Raw genomic sequence first — 14,765 nt, forward strand, 5'->3', positions numbered from 1 at the left:
GCAAACGGTTGACAGGAGCGTGGAGGAGGCGCACCCTGGTTCGCACCCCGACCGTGAACGTTCACGGTCATGATCCGATCTCAACGACGAGAGCAGGTCCCGTGGTCCACTCCTCCTCCCCCGTGACGCGCCGGGGGTTCCTCGGCGCCGCCGCCGGTCTCGGCGCACTGGCCCTGACCGGCGCCCTGAGCGCCTGTGCCGGCGGCACCCTGTCCGCTGATCCCCGGCAGCTCGTGCTCTGGTACTGGAACCGGTCGCTGAACCCCCGGTACCTCAAGCAGGCGTCCGGCGGCATCCCCGGCGACGACCGCTTCCGCATCCGCGCCGACCTCACCGGCAACTCGAACTGGGACACGAAGCTGCGGACCACGCTGGCCGGCCGCGCCTACGTGCCCGACATCGTGATGATCAACTCCAACGTCTCGCTGTACTTCCCTGCCGAGGAGCTGTTCACCGACTTCAAGGACAAGGCGAGCGACGCCGTGCGCTCGCGCTACTACGACTGGAAGGTCGCCCTCGGCACGACGCCGAGCGGGCGGCAGTGCTTCTGGCCCGTCGACACCGGCCCGACCGGGTTCTACTACCGCGCCGACGTCTTCGAGAAGGCCGGCCTGCCGACCGAGCCGGACGAGGTGGGCGCCGCGATCGCCACCTGGGACGACTACCTCGCCGTCGGCGAGCAGCTCCGGGCGGGCGGCGCCGCGATGCAGTCCACCGCCACGACCCTGTTCAACCAGGTCATCAACGCGAGCAAGGACCGGTTCTTCGACGACCAGGACCGCCCGATCTTCGAGGACCGCAACGGCACCGTGCGCAGGGCCTGGGACCTCGCCGTCGAGGCGGTCAAGGCGAAGGTCACCGGCAACCTGCAGACCGACACCGACAAGAACGCCGGATGGGTGAGCGGCTCGGCCGGCGCCAACATCGAGGGCGCGTGGTGGTCGCAGGTGATCAAGGACACCGCACCCGACACGGCCGGCAAGTGGCGCGTGACGCAGCAGCCGGAGCGGCCGGGCAACAGCGGCGGCTCGTTCCTCGCGGTGCCGACCTCGAGCAAGGACCCGGACGCGGCGTACGCGTTCCTGGAGTGGATGACCACGCCCGACCGGCAGGCGACGACGTTCAACGACATCCAGCTGTTCCCGTCGACGCCGGGGTCGTTCGACAGCGGCATCATGCGCAACCCGGGCGACTTCTTCGGCTCGCAGAACCCGCTCGACACCTTCGCCGGCATCGCCGACAACGTGCCCACCAGCTACATCTCCACCTACGAGAGCCAGACCGGCGCGTTCGCGACCGAGATCACGAACGTCGAGGCCGCGGGCAAGGACCCGCAGCGGGCCTGGGACGACGCGGTCGCCCAGTCGTACCGCTCGCTCGAGAAGAAGGGGGTGGCCGCATGACCGCCGCGATCGGATCCGTCGGGTCCCGCGATGCCGGCCGCACGGGCGGCGCCCGCGCCGGCGACACCGCCGACGCCCCGCGCCGGCGTCGCGGGCTGCTGCGCTTCTGGCCGCAGTACGTCGCGATCGGCCCGTTCTACATCCTGTTCCTCGTGTTCGGGCTGTTCCCGATCGTGTTCTCGATCGTGCTCTCGTTCACCCGCTGGGACGGCGTCAGCCCGATCGAGTTCGTCGGGCTCGCGCAGTACCAGTACCTGCTCGGCGACACCCGGTTCTGGAACGCGGTCGCGAACACGTTCCTGATCTGGATCATGTCGACCGTGCCGATGCTGGCGATCGCCCTCGTCGTCGCGTTCCTGCTGCACTCCAACATCCGGGCGAAGGGCGCCTACCGGCTCGCCTTCTTCATCCCGAACGTCACGAGCATGGTCGCGATGACGATCGTGTTCGGCTCGATCTTCTCCGACAGCTTCGGGCTCATCAACGCGGCGATCAAGGCGCTCGGCGGCGCGGAGCTCGGGTTCCTGTCGACGTACTGGGGCATCAAGCTCACCATCGCCGTCATGGTCATCTGGCGCTGGACCGGCTACAACGCGATCATCTACCTCGCCGGGCTCCAGTCGATCCCGACCGAGCTGTACGACGCGGCGAAGGTCGACGGCGCGAACACCTGGCAGATCTTCAGCCGCATCACCGTGCCGATGCTGCGTCCGGTGATCCTGTTCACGGTCATCACCTCGACGATCGGCGGGCTCGGGCTGTTCACCGAGCCGCAGGTGCTCTTCCCGGGGTCCACCGGCGGGCCGCAGGAGGCCGGCATGACGATCGTGCTCTACCAGTACAACCAGGCCTTCACGCAGTTCGACTTCGGCTACGGGTCGGCGATCGCCTGGGCGCTGTTCGTGTTCAGTGTGATCTTCGCGATCATCAACTGGCGGCTGCTGCGCGAGCGCGACGGGCTCGGCGACGGCCGCCGGCGCGGACGGGGAGCACCGGACGACCCGGATGCCGCGACGGGCGACGATGCGGCCGCCGCCGCCCGCCCCGTGCGCGAGGAGGTGCGCGCATGACCGCCGACGTCGCCACGACGGCCCGGGCGCTCGGACGCCCCGGCGCCGCGACGGAGGGGCAGCGCGCGAAGCGCCGCAGCCTCGCCGGCCGGCTCATCACGCACGTCTGCCTCGTCGTGGGCGTGCTGCTCAGCGTGTTCCCGTTCTACTGGCTGCTCGTGATGTCGACGAGCTCGAACGCGCAGATCTTCGGCTTCCCGCCGAGCCTGTGGTTCAGCGACCACGCCTTCGCGAACATCGCGAGCGTCTTCGCCAACGTCGACATGCTTCGGGCGCTGCTCAACACGGTGATCGTGGCCGGGCTCACGGCCGTGCTCGTCATGCTGTTCGACTCGCTCGCCGCCTTCGCCTTCGCGAAGTACGACTTCCCGGGCCGCACCGGCCTGTTCGTCGTGCTGCTGGCGACGTTCCTCGTGCCGGGCAGCCTCTCGCTCGTGCCGAGCTTCGTGCTCATGAGCGGGCTCGGCTGGGTGGGCGGGCTGCAGGCGCTCATCGTGCCCGGTGCCGCGAACGCGTTCGGCATCTTCCTGCTGCGGCAGTTCGCGACCGCGTCGATCCCCGACGAGCTCATCGACTCGGCGAAGGTCGACGGCGCGGGCTTCTTCCGCACCTGGTGGAGCATCGGCATCCCGATGCTGCGCGGCGGCGTCGCGTTCCTCGGCATCTTCACCTTCATCGGCGCCTGGAACGACTTCGTGTGGCCGCTGATCGTGCTCATCGATCCGGGCGGCCAGACGCTGCAGGTGGCGCTGTCGTCGCTCATCAGCGTCAACTCGACCGACTACGGCGCGATCATGATGGGCGCGGTGATCAGCGTCTTCCCGCTGATCGGCGTGTTCCTCATCGGCTCGCGGCACTTCATCGCGAACATCGCGGCGGGGGCGCTGAAGGGCTGAGCGCCGCATCGCTTCGACTGCGCGCGACGCGCCGCTGACGCCGGGCAGGCGCGGCGCGTCGCGCGGAGTCGATCATCCGGGTGCGGAGGGCAGCCGGGCGGGATCCGCGAGCACGTCGAGCCGCACGATCCGGTCGCCCGAGACCTCGAAGGCCATGAGCGAGACGACCCGGTCGCCGAGCCGGGCGAGCACGCCCGGGCGCCCGCCGATCCGCACCGCGACGGAGGCCGCCGCCAGCCGGCCGGCGACCACCGCCTGGGCCGCGATGTCGTCGCGCCCCTCGAGCCGGGCGCCACTGCCGCCGTAATCCGCCACCAGCACGGCGCCCTCGTCGAGCAGCGCGAGCAGCGCGGAGAGGTCTCCCCCGCTCGCGGCCCGGAGCCAGGCGTCCACCAGCTCCCGCTCGCGGCGGCGGGTCGCCCGCCCGTCGGCGGCGCCGTCGCGCACCCGGCGTCGTGCTCGCGACGCGAGCTGCCGTGCGGCGTCCGGCGAGCGGTCGAGTGCCGCGGCGACCTCGTCGAACGGATGCCCGAACACGTCGTGCAGCACGAACGCGAGGCGCTCCGCCGGGGTGAGCAGGTCCAGCACCGCGACGAGCGCGGCGGTCACGGCCTCACCGCGCGCCGCGACGTCGAGCGGATCCGGGTGGGATGCCGGCGGCTCGGTGGGCCACGCCTCCACCTGCCAGGGGCGCTCGCGCCGGCGCCGCGCGGAGCCGAGCACGTCGAGGCAGAGCCGCGACACGACGGTGGTGAGCCACGCGTCGAGGTCGTCGATGGAGTCCGCCGGCGTGCGGTCGAGCCGCAGCCAGGCGTCCTGCACGACGTCGTCGGCCTCCGCTCTGGACCCCGTGATCCGCGATGCGAGCGCGAGCAGGCGGGGCCTCGCCGCCTCGAATCGAGCGAGCCGGTCGCTCCGCGTGCCGTCGGCCATGTCACATCCTCCCGCCGTGCTCCGTCACCATGCTGACGGGACGGACCCGTCGGATGTGACGGGAGGGCGCCATGACCGAGCTGCTGATCACCGGAGCGAGCGGAGGGCTCGGGCGCCGGGTGCTCCGGATGCTCGCCGACGACGCGCGCATCCGCGTCCGCGCGCTGAGCCGGCGGCCCCGCGACGAGACGGACGGCGTGCGCTGGCACGTCGGCGACACGGTCCGCGGCATCGGCCTCGACGAGGCGGTCAGCGGCGTCGACGCGGTGCTCCATCTCGCGGGCGGCGCGCGCGGCGACGAGGCGGGCACCGCCCGGCTCGTCCGCGCCGCGGAGAGCGCCGGGGTCGGCCACCTGGTCATGATCTCCGTCGTCGGCGCGGACCGGATGCCGATCGGGTACTTCCGCGCGAAGGCCGCGGCCGAGGTCGCACTCGCCGACGCGGGCGTGCCGTGGACGGTGCTGCGCGCGGCGCAGTTCCACGGCTTCGCCGACCTGGCCGTGCGGGCGATGACCGCGCTGCCGATCGCATTCGCGCCGCGCGGGCTGCGCCTCGAGCCCGTCGACGCAGAGGAGGTGGCCGCGCGGCTGGTCGAGCTGGTCGGCGCGCCACCGCAGGGCCGTGTGCCGGACCTCGCCGGTCCCGACGTGCTCGACGCCGACGCGATGGTGCGTGCGTCGCTCACGGCAGCCGGCCGGCGAGCGCGGGTCGTGCATCCGCCGCTGCCCGGCGCCGTCGGCCGCGCCTATCGCGACGGCGACAACCTCGCGGTGGCCGGATCGCAACGTGGCGCCCGGCGCTGGGCGGATGGACTCGGCTGCCGCCGCTGACCTCCGCTCGTCGGCGGGCGCCCCTACCCTGATGCCATGACGACGACGCCCCCGACCGACGACGCCGACCACGCCGCCGACCACGCGGCCGATCGCCACGACCTGATCCGGGTGCAGGGCGCTCGCGAGAACAACCTCAAGGACGTCAGCCTCGACATCCCGAAGCGGCGCCTGACCGTGTTCACCGGCGTGTCCGGCTCGGGCAAGTCGAGCCTCGTCTTCGGCACGATCGCCGCCGAGTCGCAGCGCATGATCAACGAGACCTACCCGGCTTTCGTGCAGGGCTTCATGCCCTCGCTCGACCGGCCGGACGTCGACCGGCTCGAGGGCCTCACCACTGCGATCATCGTCGACCAGGAGCGGATGGGCGCGAACGCCCGCTCGACGGTCGGCACCGCGACCGACGCGAACGCGATGCTGCGAATCCTGTTCTCCCGGCTCGGCGATCCGCAGATCGGGTCGCCGCAGGCCTTCTCGTTCAACGTCGCCTCGGTGTCGGGCGCCGGCGCGATCACGTTCGAGAAGGGCGGCGAGACGAAGAGGGAGCGCCGCGACTTCCGCATCACCGGCGGCCAGTGCCCGCGCTGCGAGGGCATGGGGCGGGTCGACGACATCGACATCGACCAGCTCATCGACTCGTCGAAGTCGCTGCTCGACGGCGCCATCACCATCCCCGGGTACACCGCGGACGGCTGGGCGGTGCGCATGTACGCGGAGTCCGGATTCGTGCCGGGCGACGTCGCGATCCGCGACCTCACCGACGAGCAGCGCGCCGACCTGCTCTACAAGGAGCCGACGAAGGTCAAGGTCTCCGGCATCAACATGACCTACGAGGGCCTGGTGCCGAAGATCCAGAAGTCGATGCTCTCGAAGGACGTCGACGCGCTGCAGCCGCACATCCGCGCGTTCGTCGAGCGCGCCGTGACGTTCGCGCCCTGCCCGGAGTGCGAGGGCACCCGCCTCAGCGCCGCCGCGCGGTCGTCGAGGATCGCGGGGGTCAGCATCGCCGACGCCTGCGCGATGCAGATCAGCGACCTCGCCGCCTGGGTGAACGGGCTCGACGCCCCGTCGGTCGCGCCGCTGTTGACCGGGCTCGGGGCGCTGCTCGACTCGTTCGTGAGCATCGGGCTCGGCTACCTCTCGCTCGACCGCTCGTCGGGCACGCTGTCCGGCGGCGAAGCGCAGCGCACGAAGATGATCCGGCACCTCGGCTCGTCGCTCACCGACGTCACGTACGTGTTCGACGAGCCGACGGTCGGGCTGCACCCCCACGACATCCAGCGCATGAACGAGCTGCTGCTCCGCCTCCGCGACAAGGGCAACACCGTGCTCGTCGTCGAGCACAAGCCGGAGGCGATCGCGATCGCGGACCACGTCGTCGACCTGGGACCCGGCGCCGGGTCGGCCGGCGGCGAGATCCGCTTCCAGGGCACCGTCGACGACCTCCGCGCGAGCGGCACGCTGACGGGGCGGCACCTCGACGACCGTGCGACCGTCAAGGATGCGGTGCGCACGCCGAGCGGCGCGCTCGAGGTGCGCGGCGCGAGCTCGCACAACCTCCGCGCGGTCGACGTCGACGTGCCGCTCGGGGTGCTCGTGGTGGTGACCGGGGTCGCCGGGTCCGGCAAGAGCTCCCTCATCTCCGGATCGGTGGCCGGCCGCGACGGCGTCGTCTCGATCGATCAGGGGGCCATCCGCGGCTCCCGGCGCAGCAACCCCGCCACCTACACCGGGCTGCTCGACCCGATCCGCTCCGCCTTCGCGAAGGCGAACGGGGTGAAACCCGCCCTGTTCAGCGCGAACTCGGAGGGCGCGTGCCCGATCTGCAAGGGCGCGGGCGTGATCTACACCGACCTCGGCCCGATGGCCGGCGTCTCGACCACGTGCGAGGAGTGCGACGGCAAGGGCTTCCAGGCGTCGGTGCTCGAGTACACGCTCGGCGGACGGAACATCAGCGAGGTGCTTGCGATGCCGGTCTCCGACGCGGAGGCGTTCTTCGGCGCGGGCGAGGCGCGCATCCCGGCCGCCCACGCGATCCTGACCCGGCTCGTCGACGTCGGACTCGGGTACCTCACGATCGGCCAGCCCCTGACGACGCTCTCCGGCGGCGAGCGCCAGCGGCTCAAGCTCGCGGTGAACATGGGCCAGTCGGGCGACGTCTACGTGCTCGACGAGCCGACGACCGGGCTGCACCTCGCGGACGTCGAGAACCTGCTCGGTCTGCTCGACCGGCTCGTCGACGCCGGGCGGTCGGTGATCGTGATCGAGCACCACCAGGCCGTGATGGCCCACGCCGACTGGATCATCGATCTCGGCCCGGGTGCCGGCCACGACGGCGGGCGGATCGTGTTCGAGGGCACGCCCGCCGACCTCGTCGCGGCGCGCTCGACGCTGACCGGCCAGCACCTCGCCGCCTACGTCGGCAGCTGAGCCGGCCCCGGACGCAGCACGACCCGCCACCGGCCGGAGCCGGTGACGGGTCGTGGTCGTGAGCGGGCGGGACGGCCCGATCACACGATGCGGCCCCCGCCTGGGTGCGGGGGCCGCATCGAGAGGTGCCGGATCAGTGACCGGCGCCGACGCCGAGGGAGCCGAGGCTGCCGTCGACGACGTCGGACACGTCGGTGCCGATGCCGGAGGTGAGGTCGCCGACGCTGCCGAGCGTGCTGCCCGTCAGGTTGCCGACGGCGTTGCCGGTGGCGTTGCCCACGGCGGTCTCGTTGCCCGTCGGGCTGGCGACGGCGTTGCCGTCGACCGACGTGTCGTTGCCCGAGGCGATCGGGGTGGTGTTGCCGGAGGCGATCGGCGCGGTCACGTCGTTGCCCGACGCGATCGGGTTGCCGGAGGCGACGGCGTTGCCGTTGCCGAGCTCGTTGCCGGAGGCGAGGTCACCCGTCGACACCGACGGGGCCAGGACGATCGGCGACCAGTTGGAGGTGCTGCCACCCGTGTAGCTGCTGTCGCCGCGGTCGAGCAGGTCGTTGATGGACGCGTGGTCGAGCAGGCTCGTGGCGGACTCGCGAGTCGAGTCGGTGGTCGAGCTGTAGCTGCTCGAGTCGTGCGAGTCGGTGCTGTCCGCGGCCATCGCCGGGGCGGCGAATCCGACGGTGAGCAGACCGGCCGCAGCCAGGCCGATGGTTCCGAACGCGGTCTTCTTCAGGGTGGTCATCTGACTTCTCCTTGTTGGTTCCGGTGCGACTGGGACGAAGCACCGTGGTGATCGCCTCCCGGGCTTCGGGATCATCCCGGAAGGCACAGGGGATACGCGACGGGCGTCGGGTCGGTTGGGTGCGTCCAGCCGACCCCCAGACGGGGGACACCGCTTCCTCAGGGTGCGAGACGGCAGCAGCCCGGCTCCCCTGTCGGGAGCCGGGCTGCGGAGTCGCGTGGACGGTGTCAGACGGTGGTGATCGCCACAATCGGATCGGTCGTGGGCCGAGTCGAGCCGCCATCGGGCTCGACGGTCATGCCGACGGTGTCGCCGGAGTGCATCTGCCCGGTGAGCAGCACGGTCTGCGCGCCCGAGCCGCGGTGAAACGTCCCGGCCGAAGTGGCCGTGCCATCGGCGTCGATATACCAGAGCTGGTACACCGAGCCGGCAGCCGTCGCACCGACGCCGTCGAGCGTCAACGCCGATCGACGCTCGCTGAGCGACCAGACGAGCTCGGCGGAGCCGCCCCCGTCGACCGAGGCGCGGGCCGTGCGGGCGTCGCCGGCATCGCGGAGCGCGCTGATGCTCACGGCGTCCGGCGAGCGGAGGAGCGTGTCGCGCACCGTGACGCCGCCGACCACGAGGCCGACGAGCACGGCGGCGGCGAGCGCGAACATGGCGGCGGTGCGGCCGTTCCACCGGTAGCTTCGTCCGCCGGCGGCGACCGGCTCGGGCGTCGCCGTCGCGGGAGCCGTCTCGACGGCGGCCGCACCGGCATCGATCGAGGCCTGCGGCGCGGCGTCGCGGGCGATCGCCGGCGCCTGCGGCAGCCCGACGATGGCGTCGAGGATGCTGGCGCGGAGGGCGGCGGACGGCTGCTCGGGCGCGACGGCGGAGCCGAGCGCGACCGCGGTGTCCGTCAGCTCGGTCGCCTCGGCGCGCGCGTCGTCGTCGCCGGCGAGGTAGGCCTCGATGTCGGCGCGCTCGGCGTCGGACACGGCGTCCAGCGCCCAGGCACCGAGCAGATCGCGGCGGCTCTCATCTCGGGTCATGAGGTCACCCCCAGTTCGTCTCGGAGTCGGATCATCCCGTCGCGCAGGCGCGTCTTCACGGTGCCGACGGGGATGTGCAGGAGGGCGGCGACCTCGCTGTGCGAGTAGCCGCCGTAGTACGCCAGGCTCACGGCCTGGCGCTGGAGCTCGGTGAGCCGCTGCATGGCGGTCTTCACGCGCTCGTTCTCGATCACGATCTCGACGCCCTCGGAGACGCTGTCGAACTCCCGGTCGAGGTCGCGGATGCCGATGCGCTCGTCGCGATCGCGGCTGGCCTGCGAGGCACGGATGCGATCGACGGCACGACGGTGCGTGAGGGTCAGGATCCACGACATGGCGCTTCCTCTGCTCCCTTCGTACTTGACGGCGTTCTGCCAGATCTCGAGGAACACCTCCTGGGTGACCTCCTCCGACTGGGCGTGATCGCGCACCAGCCGCTTCACCAGGCCGAAGACCCGGGATGCGGTGCGGTCGTAGAGCTCGGCGAACGCCTCCCGCTCACCGGACGCGACCCGGACGAGGAGGTCCTCGGAGGACACGTCGGACGTGCTGTCCGGCGCGGTGCCATCGGTCGGTCGATCCATCGTCCTCAGCATGCCATGCACTCGATCGGAATCCGGTCGAGTGCGAGGTGGGCTGAATCGCACTGCATACCGGGTATTCGGAGCGCGAGCCCGACCGGTTGGGTCGGCCTCGCGCTCAACCCGCGGTCACGGGGTGGGCATGCCGCCGTTGACGTGCAGGGTCTCGCCGACGACGTAGCTGGACTCCCCGGAGGCGAGGAACACGTACGCCGGCGCGAGCTCGGCGGGCTGGCCCCAGCGGCCGAGCCCGGTCTGCGAGCCCGTCTCCGGGAGCTTCTCCGGCGGCTGACCGCCGGCGGTCTGCAGCGGCGTCCAGATCGGTCCGGGGGCGACCGCGTTGACGCGCACGCCCTCCGGCGCGAGCTGCTCGGCGAGCCCCTTCGTGAAGTTGTTGATCGCGGCCTTCGTCGACGCGTAGTCGATGAGGATCGCCGACGGCGCGTACGCCTGGATCGAGGTGGTGTTGATGATCGTCGAGCCCGGCTTCAGATGGGGCAGCGCCGCCTTCGTGATCCAGAACATCGCGTAGACGTTCGTCTTGTAGGTCTCGTCGAACTGCTCGTCGTCGATGTCGGCGAGGCCCGGGGAGTTCTGCTGCTTGCCGGCGTTGTTGACGAGGATGTCGAGCCCGCCGAGCTCGGTGGCGGCCCGTTCGACGGCAGAGCGGCAGAACGCCGCGTCGGTGATGTCGCCGGCGATCAGCACGGCGGTGCGGCCGGCCTCGCGGACGAGGCCCGCGATCCGCTCGGCGTCGCTCTGCTCCTCCGGCAGGTAGACGATCGCGACGTCGGCGCCCTCGCGCGCGTAGGCGATCGCGGTGGCGCCGCCGATGCCGGAGTCGCCGCCGGTGATGAGGGCGCGACGGCCGTCGAGCCGCCCGGAGCCGCGGTAGGTGTCCTCGCCGAGGTCGGCGCGGTCGCGCATCTGCGAGTCGAGTCCGGCGCCCTCCTGGTACTGCTCCTCGGTGTCGATGTCGGCGTACATCGCCGTCGGGTCCTGCATCGTGTACTGGTCGGTCTCGCGGGAGGTCATGCCACGACGGTACGGACCGCCGCGCGGCTCGGACGGGGCTCCCAGGTGACGCCGACCGGGACGCCAGCCGAGCACCGAGTGGATGCGTCCTGGACGCGCTGGGGGTCACCTGGCCGTCGAGGTCGGGTGCCGGAGCCGCACCTACCGTAGCCGCGTGCGCACTCCGGCTCGCGCCGGACGGTGCACCGAGGACCGCCGTCTCCCGATCCACCTGGAGGACCCCATGACCGACACGCTCTCGCACTCCGCCACCGCTCCCGCCGACGCCGGCGCCCGCTCGGCTCGACGCGAGAACGCCGAGCGCGGCTTCACCGCCCCGCCGGAGCTCATCAGCGCCCTGCAGACGGTGCACGTCGACCTCATCGAGCTGCACCTGCAGGGCAAGCAGGCCCACTGGAACGTGGTGGGCAAGAACTTCCGCGACCTGCACCTGCAGCTCGACGAGATCATCGACGACGCCCGCGAGTTCAGCGACACGATCGCGGAGCGGCTGCGCGCGCTGCACGGCGTGCCGGACGGACGCAGCGACACCGTCGCGGCGACCACGTCCCTGCCGAACTATCCGATGGGCGAGATCGACACGGCCGTGACCGTCGACCTCGTGGTCGAGCGCCTCGAGGCGACCGCCGGCACCATGCGCGAGGTGCACGACACCGTCGACGACGCCGACGCGTCGACCGCCGACCTGCTCCACGGCATGATCGTGCGCCTCGAGCAGCTGGCCTGGATGGTCGGCGCCGAGAACCGGACCCCGGACGCATGACCCGCGACCGCTACGACCACCTCATCGTCGGCGGCGGGATGGTCGCGGACGCGGCGGCGCGTGGCATCCGCGAGCTCGACGCCGATGCGACGATCGGCATCCTCAGCGCGGACGTCGACCCGCCGTACACACGGCCGGCGCTGAGCAAGAAGCTCTGGACCGATCCCGATTTCGGCTGGGACCAGGTGCCGCTCGGCACGACCGAGGACACCGGCGCGGACCTCGAGCTCCGAGTGCTCGTGACCTCGATCGACCGGGACGCGGCGACCGTCTCGCTCGCGGACGGCCGGACGGTCGGGTACGGCACGTTACTGCTGGCGACCGGCTCGACGCCGGCCCGCCTCGACGCGCCCGACGACGACCGCATCATCCACTTCCGCAGCGCGCAGGACTACCTGCGGCTCCGGGCGGCCGTCCGCGAGGGCAGCCGGGTGCTCGTCGTCGGCGGCGGGTACATCGGCGCGGAGCTCGCGGCCGCGCTCGTGCAGCAGGGCGCCGACGTCACGCTCGCGCATCCCGAGCCCGTGCTCGGCGGCGGCATGCTGCCCGCGTCGCTCGCGGCCGAGTACGCCGCCCTGTTCCGCGACGCCGGGGTCGAGCTCCGCGACGGCGTGCGCGTCGACCGGGTCGAGACCGACGGCGGCGCGCTGATCGCCTCCCTCGACGACGGGTCCGAGGTGCGGCCGGAGCTCATCGTCGCCGGGCTCGGCGTCGCACCGGTCACCGACCTCGCCGAGTCCGCGGGACTCGAGGTGGACGACGGCGTCGTCGTGGACGACCGACTCCGCACGGCCGACCGGCGGATCCTCGCCGCCGGAGACATCGCGCGCTACCCCGACGCCATCCTCGGCCGCACCCGCGTGGAGCACGTCGACCACGCCCAGGAGTCCGGCCGTGCCGCCGGACTCGTCATGGCCGGCGGCACGGAGCCCTACGCGCACACGCCGTATCTCTATTCCGAGGTGCTCGGCACCCGATGGGAGGCCGTCGGCACCCTCGACTCGTCGCTCGAGACGATCGAGGACGCGGTCGGCGACGACGGCCGCGTCGTGTACTACCTCGACAGCGGGCGGCCGGTCGGCGTGCTGCTCTGGCGCGTTGCCGACGCGACCGACGCCGCGCGCGCCGTGCTGGCGGACCCGCCGTCCCATCCGGCGGACCTCCACGGCCGCATCGGCTGACGCCCGTCAGCCCGACAGGTCGCGGATCGTGATGGCCGCGTCGATGAGGGCCAGGTGGGAGAGCGCCTGGGGCAGGTTGCCCCAGTGCGCGCCGTCCTCGCCGACCATCTCGGCGAGCAGCCCGACGTCGTTGACATCGCGCACCGCGGCGTCCATCTGCCGGCGTGCCTCGTCTCGACGGCCGACGCAGGCGAGCGCCGTGGCGAGCCAGAACGAGCACGCCGCGAACGGATGCTCCTCCTCGCGCATGCCGGTGTAGCGGTACATCCGGTGTCCGGCGCCGAGCTCCTCGCGGAGCGCGTCGATCGTCGACGACATCCGCGGTCCGCGGTCGAAGCCGCTCGGCGCGTGCAGCAGCACCGAGGCGTCGAGCGCGTCGCCGCCGGCCCACATCGTGTAGGCGCCGCGCTCCTGCGACCAGCAGTGCTCCCCGACCCAGTCCGCGATCCGCTCCCGCTCGGCGCGCCAGCGCTCGGCGCGGTCGACGATGTGGCCGTGCTCGGCGAGCCACACGGCGGAGTCGAGCGCCTGCCAGCAGCCCATCTTCGACGAGGTGTGGTGCCGCGCCTCCGGCAGCTCCCACATCCCCGAGTCCTCGGTGCGCCACTCGTCGCAGACCCGGTCGGCGACGTCGGCGAGGTAGCGGCTCGTCTCGACGTCCAGCTCGTTGACGGCCTTCTCGGCGAGGTACGCGCGCACGATGCCGAAGAGGTCGCCGAACACGCCGAGCTGCGTCTGCCCGCGGGCGTCGTTGCCGACCACGACGGGGCCGATCCCGTTCCAGCCCGGCGCGTCGAGCTCGTCGACGCCCTCGGCGAGCCCGCCGTCGAGCCGGTACATGACGTGGAGGTCGGGTCCGTTCCGCTTGATCGTGCGGAGCAGCCACGACAGCGCCGCGTGGGTCTCCTCCCGCAGTCCGAAGTGCACGAGCGCGCCGACCGTGTACGCGAGGTCGCGCACCCACGCGAACCGGTAGTCCCAGTTCTTGCCGCCCGCGGCGGACTCGGGCAGCGACGTCGTCGCGGCGGCCGCGACCGAGCCGTACGGGCTGTCGATGAGCAGCTTCAGCGCGAGCGCGCTGCGCTGCACCTGCCGGCGCCACGGCCCCTCGTACGCGAACTCCCGCGACCACGCCCGCCAGGCGCGGACGGTGCGGTCGATCCCCTGCCGTGCCTTCGCCGGATCCGGGAGGTGCAGCGGCTCGGCGTCCGTGGCCGAGAGCACGAGCGTGTGGACGGAGCCGGCGGAGGTGCGGAAGGTGCCGCCGACCGCGCCGCTCGGGCCGTCCTCCGTCTGCCGCACCGGCCCGAGCGCGTCCGCGACGACGCCGATGCTGAGATCGCCGACCCGGATGACGCAGCGGTCGCCGCCCTCGAGCCACGGCGCGCGGGTGCCGAGCACGGTGCCGGGCACGACGCGCCAGCGCATGGTGACGGCGCCCTCGAGCCCCTCGACCGCGCGCGCGAGCTCGGACCACGGCAGCCGGCCGGCGATGCCGGTGACGAGCGCATCGGTCACCCGGACGCGCCCGTGGTCGGTCTCGTACGTGGTCTCGAGCACGTTCGTGCCGGGCAGGTAGCGGCGGCGCATCCGGTGCTCGGCGACCGGGGCGAGCTCGATGGCGCCGCCGTCCGCGTCGTCGAGCAGCGCCGCGAACACCGGCGGCGAGTCGAGCGCCGGCAGGGGCAGCCAGTCGATGCGGCCGCCGCGGTCGATGAGGGCGACGGTGCGGCCGTCGCCGATCGCGGCATGGTCCTCGATCGGGGCGTGCACGACTCCGACCCTAGGCTCGACGGCCTCCCGCCGACCGTGCCGCGCACCCCCGCTCAGGCAGGGCGCAGGCGACCGACGCGGTCTGGGAGTCGCCGGG

Annotated in this window: 13 protein-coding genes; 7 read left to right on the plus strand and 6 right to left on the minus strand. The window is 72.4% G+C overall.

Annotated elements, in window-relative coordinates:
- Positions 1-101 precede the first annotated feature (101 nt).
- Genes AC1RSJ_RS10820 through AC1RSJ_RS10830 form a run of 3 tightly spaced genes read left to right on the plus strand, consistent with a single transcriptional unit; the run spans position 102 to position 3,369 of the window.
- Positions 102-1,403, plus strand: coding sequence for an ABC transporter substrate-binding protein (locus tag AC1RSJ_RS10820; RefSeq protein ID WP_493118388.1), 1,302 nt, complete (start codon positions 102-104; stop codon positions 1,401-1,403).
- Complete coding sequence (locus AC1RSJ_RS10825) at positions 1,400-2,473, plus strand: carbohydrate ABC transporter permease (protein WP_493118389.1); 1,074 nt, start codon at positions 1,400-1,402, stop codon at positions 2,471-2,473. Before AC1RSJ_RS10820 ends, AC1RSJ_RS10825 begins: the two co-directional genes overlap by 4 nt.
- Entirely contained in the window at positions 2,470-3,369 is a 900-nt protein-coding gene (locus AC1RSJ_RS10830; protein WP_493118390.1) for a carbohydrate ABC transporter permease, read from the plus strand. Before AC1RSJ_RS10825 ends, AC1RSJ_RS10830 begins: the two co-directional genes overlap by 4 nt.
- Positions 3,370-3,441: 72 nt before the next feature.
- Here the strand turns inward: AC1RSJ_RS10830 and AC1RSJ_RS10835 are convergent, their stop codons facing one another.
- Positions 3,442-4,302 carry a sigma-70 family RNA polymerase sigma factor gene (locus tag AC1RSJ_RS10835; protein WP_493118391.1) on the minus strand — a complete coding sequence of 287 codons (861 nt, stop codon included), beginning with the start codon at positions 4,300-4,302 and terminating at the stop codon, positions 3,442-3,444.
- A gap of 71 nt (positions 4,303-4,373) precedes the next feature.
- Between AC1RSJ_RS10835 and AC1RSJ_RS10840 the strand changes: the two genes are divergently transcribed.
- Entirely contained in the window at positions 4,374-5,132 is a 759-nt protein-coding gene (locus AC1RSJ_RS10840; protein WP_493118392.1) for an SDR family oxidoreductase, read from the plus strand.
- A 36-nt stretch (positions 5,133-5,168) separates the two neighbouring features.
- Positions 5,169-7,562, plus strand: a complete 2,394-nt coding sequence (locus AC1RSJ_RS10845; RefSeq protein ID WP_493118393.1) for an ATP-binding cassette domain-containing protein — start codon at positions 5,169-5,171, stop codon at positions 7,560-7,562.
- A 133-nt stretch (positions 7,563-7,695) separates the two neighbouring features.
- Here AC1RSJ_RS10845 and AC1RSJ_RS10850 read toward each other — a convergent pair whose 3' ends face one another.
- From AC1RSJ_RS10850 to AC1RSJ_RS10865, 4 genes are all read right to left on the minus strand, one after another.
- Entirely contained in the window at positions 7,696-8,301 is a 606-nt protein-coding gene (locus AC1RSJ_RS10850; protein WP_493118394.1) for a hypothetical protein, read from the minus strand.
- Positions 8,302-8,528: 227 nt separating this feature from the next.
- Positions 8,529-9,335 carry an anti-sigma factor gene (locus AC1RSJ_RS10855; RefSeq protein WP_493118395.1) on the minus strand — a complete coding sequence of 269 codons (807 nt, stop codon included), beginning with the start codon at positions 9,333-9,335 and terminating at the stop codon, positions 8,529-8,531.
- On the minus strand, positions 9,332-9,919 hold the full coding sequence (gene sigK / locus AC1RSJ_RS10860) for an ECF RNA polymerase sigma factor SigK (RefSeq protein ID WP_493118396.1): 588 nt from the start codon (positions 9,917-9,919) through the stop codon (positions 9,332-9,334). The genes AC1RSJ_RS10855 and sigK overlap by 4 nt, the downstream gene beginning before the upstream one ends.
- Before the next feature lie 126 nt (positions 9,920-10,045).
- On the minus strand, positions 10,046-10,951 hold the full coding sequence (locus AC1RSJ_RS10865) for an SDR family oxidoreductase (RefSeq protein WP_493118397.1): 906 nt from the start codon (positions 10,949-10,951) through the stop codon (positions 10,046-10,048).
- A 223-nt stretch (positions 10,952-11,174) separates the two neighbouring features.
- Between AC1RSJ_RS10865 and AC1RSJ_RS10870 the strand changes: the two genes are divergently transcribed.
- Positions 11,175-11,714, plus strand: a complete 540-nt coding sequence (locus AC1RSJ_RS10870; RefSeq protein ID WP_493118398.1) for a Dps family protein — start codon at positions 11,175-11,177, stop codon at positions 11,712-11,714.
- Complete coding sequence (locus AC1RSJ_RS10875; protein WP_493118399.1) at positions 11,711-12,895, plus strand: NAD(P)/FAD-dependent oxidoreductase; 1,185 nt, start codon at positions 11,711-11,713, stop codon at positions 12,893-12,895. Before AC1RSJ_RS10870 ends, AC1RSJ_RS10875 begins: the two co-directional genes overlap by 4 nt.
- A 6-nt stretch (positions 12,896-12,901) precedes the next feature.
- Here AC1RSJ_RS10875 and AC1RSJ_RS10880 read toward each other — a convergent pair whose 3' ends face one another.
- The gene (locus AC1RSJ_RS10880) at positions 12,902-14,668 is read right to left on the minus strand and encodes a glycoside hydrolase family 15 protein (RefSeq protein ID WP_493118400.1); all 1,767 of its coding nucleotides are present in this window, start codon (positions 14,666-14,668) and stop codon (positions 12,902-12,904) included.
- Positions 14,669-14,765: the final 97 nt, after the last annotated feature.

Source organism: Schumannella sp. GW821-FHT10F01 (assembly GCF_058809295.1).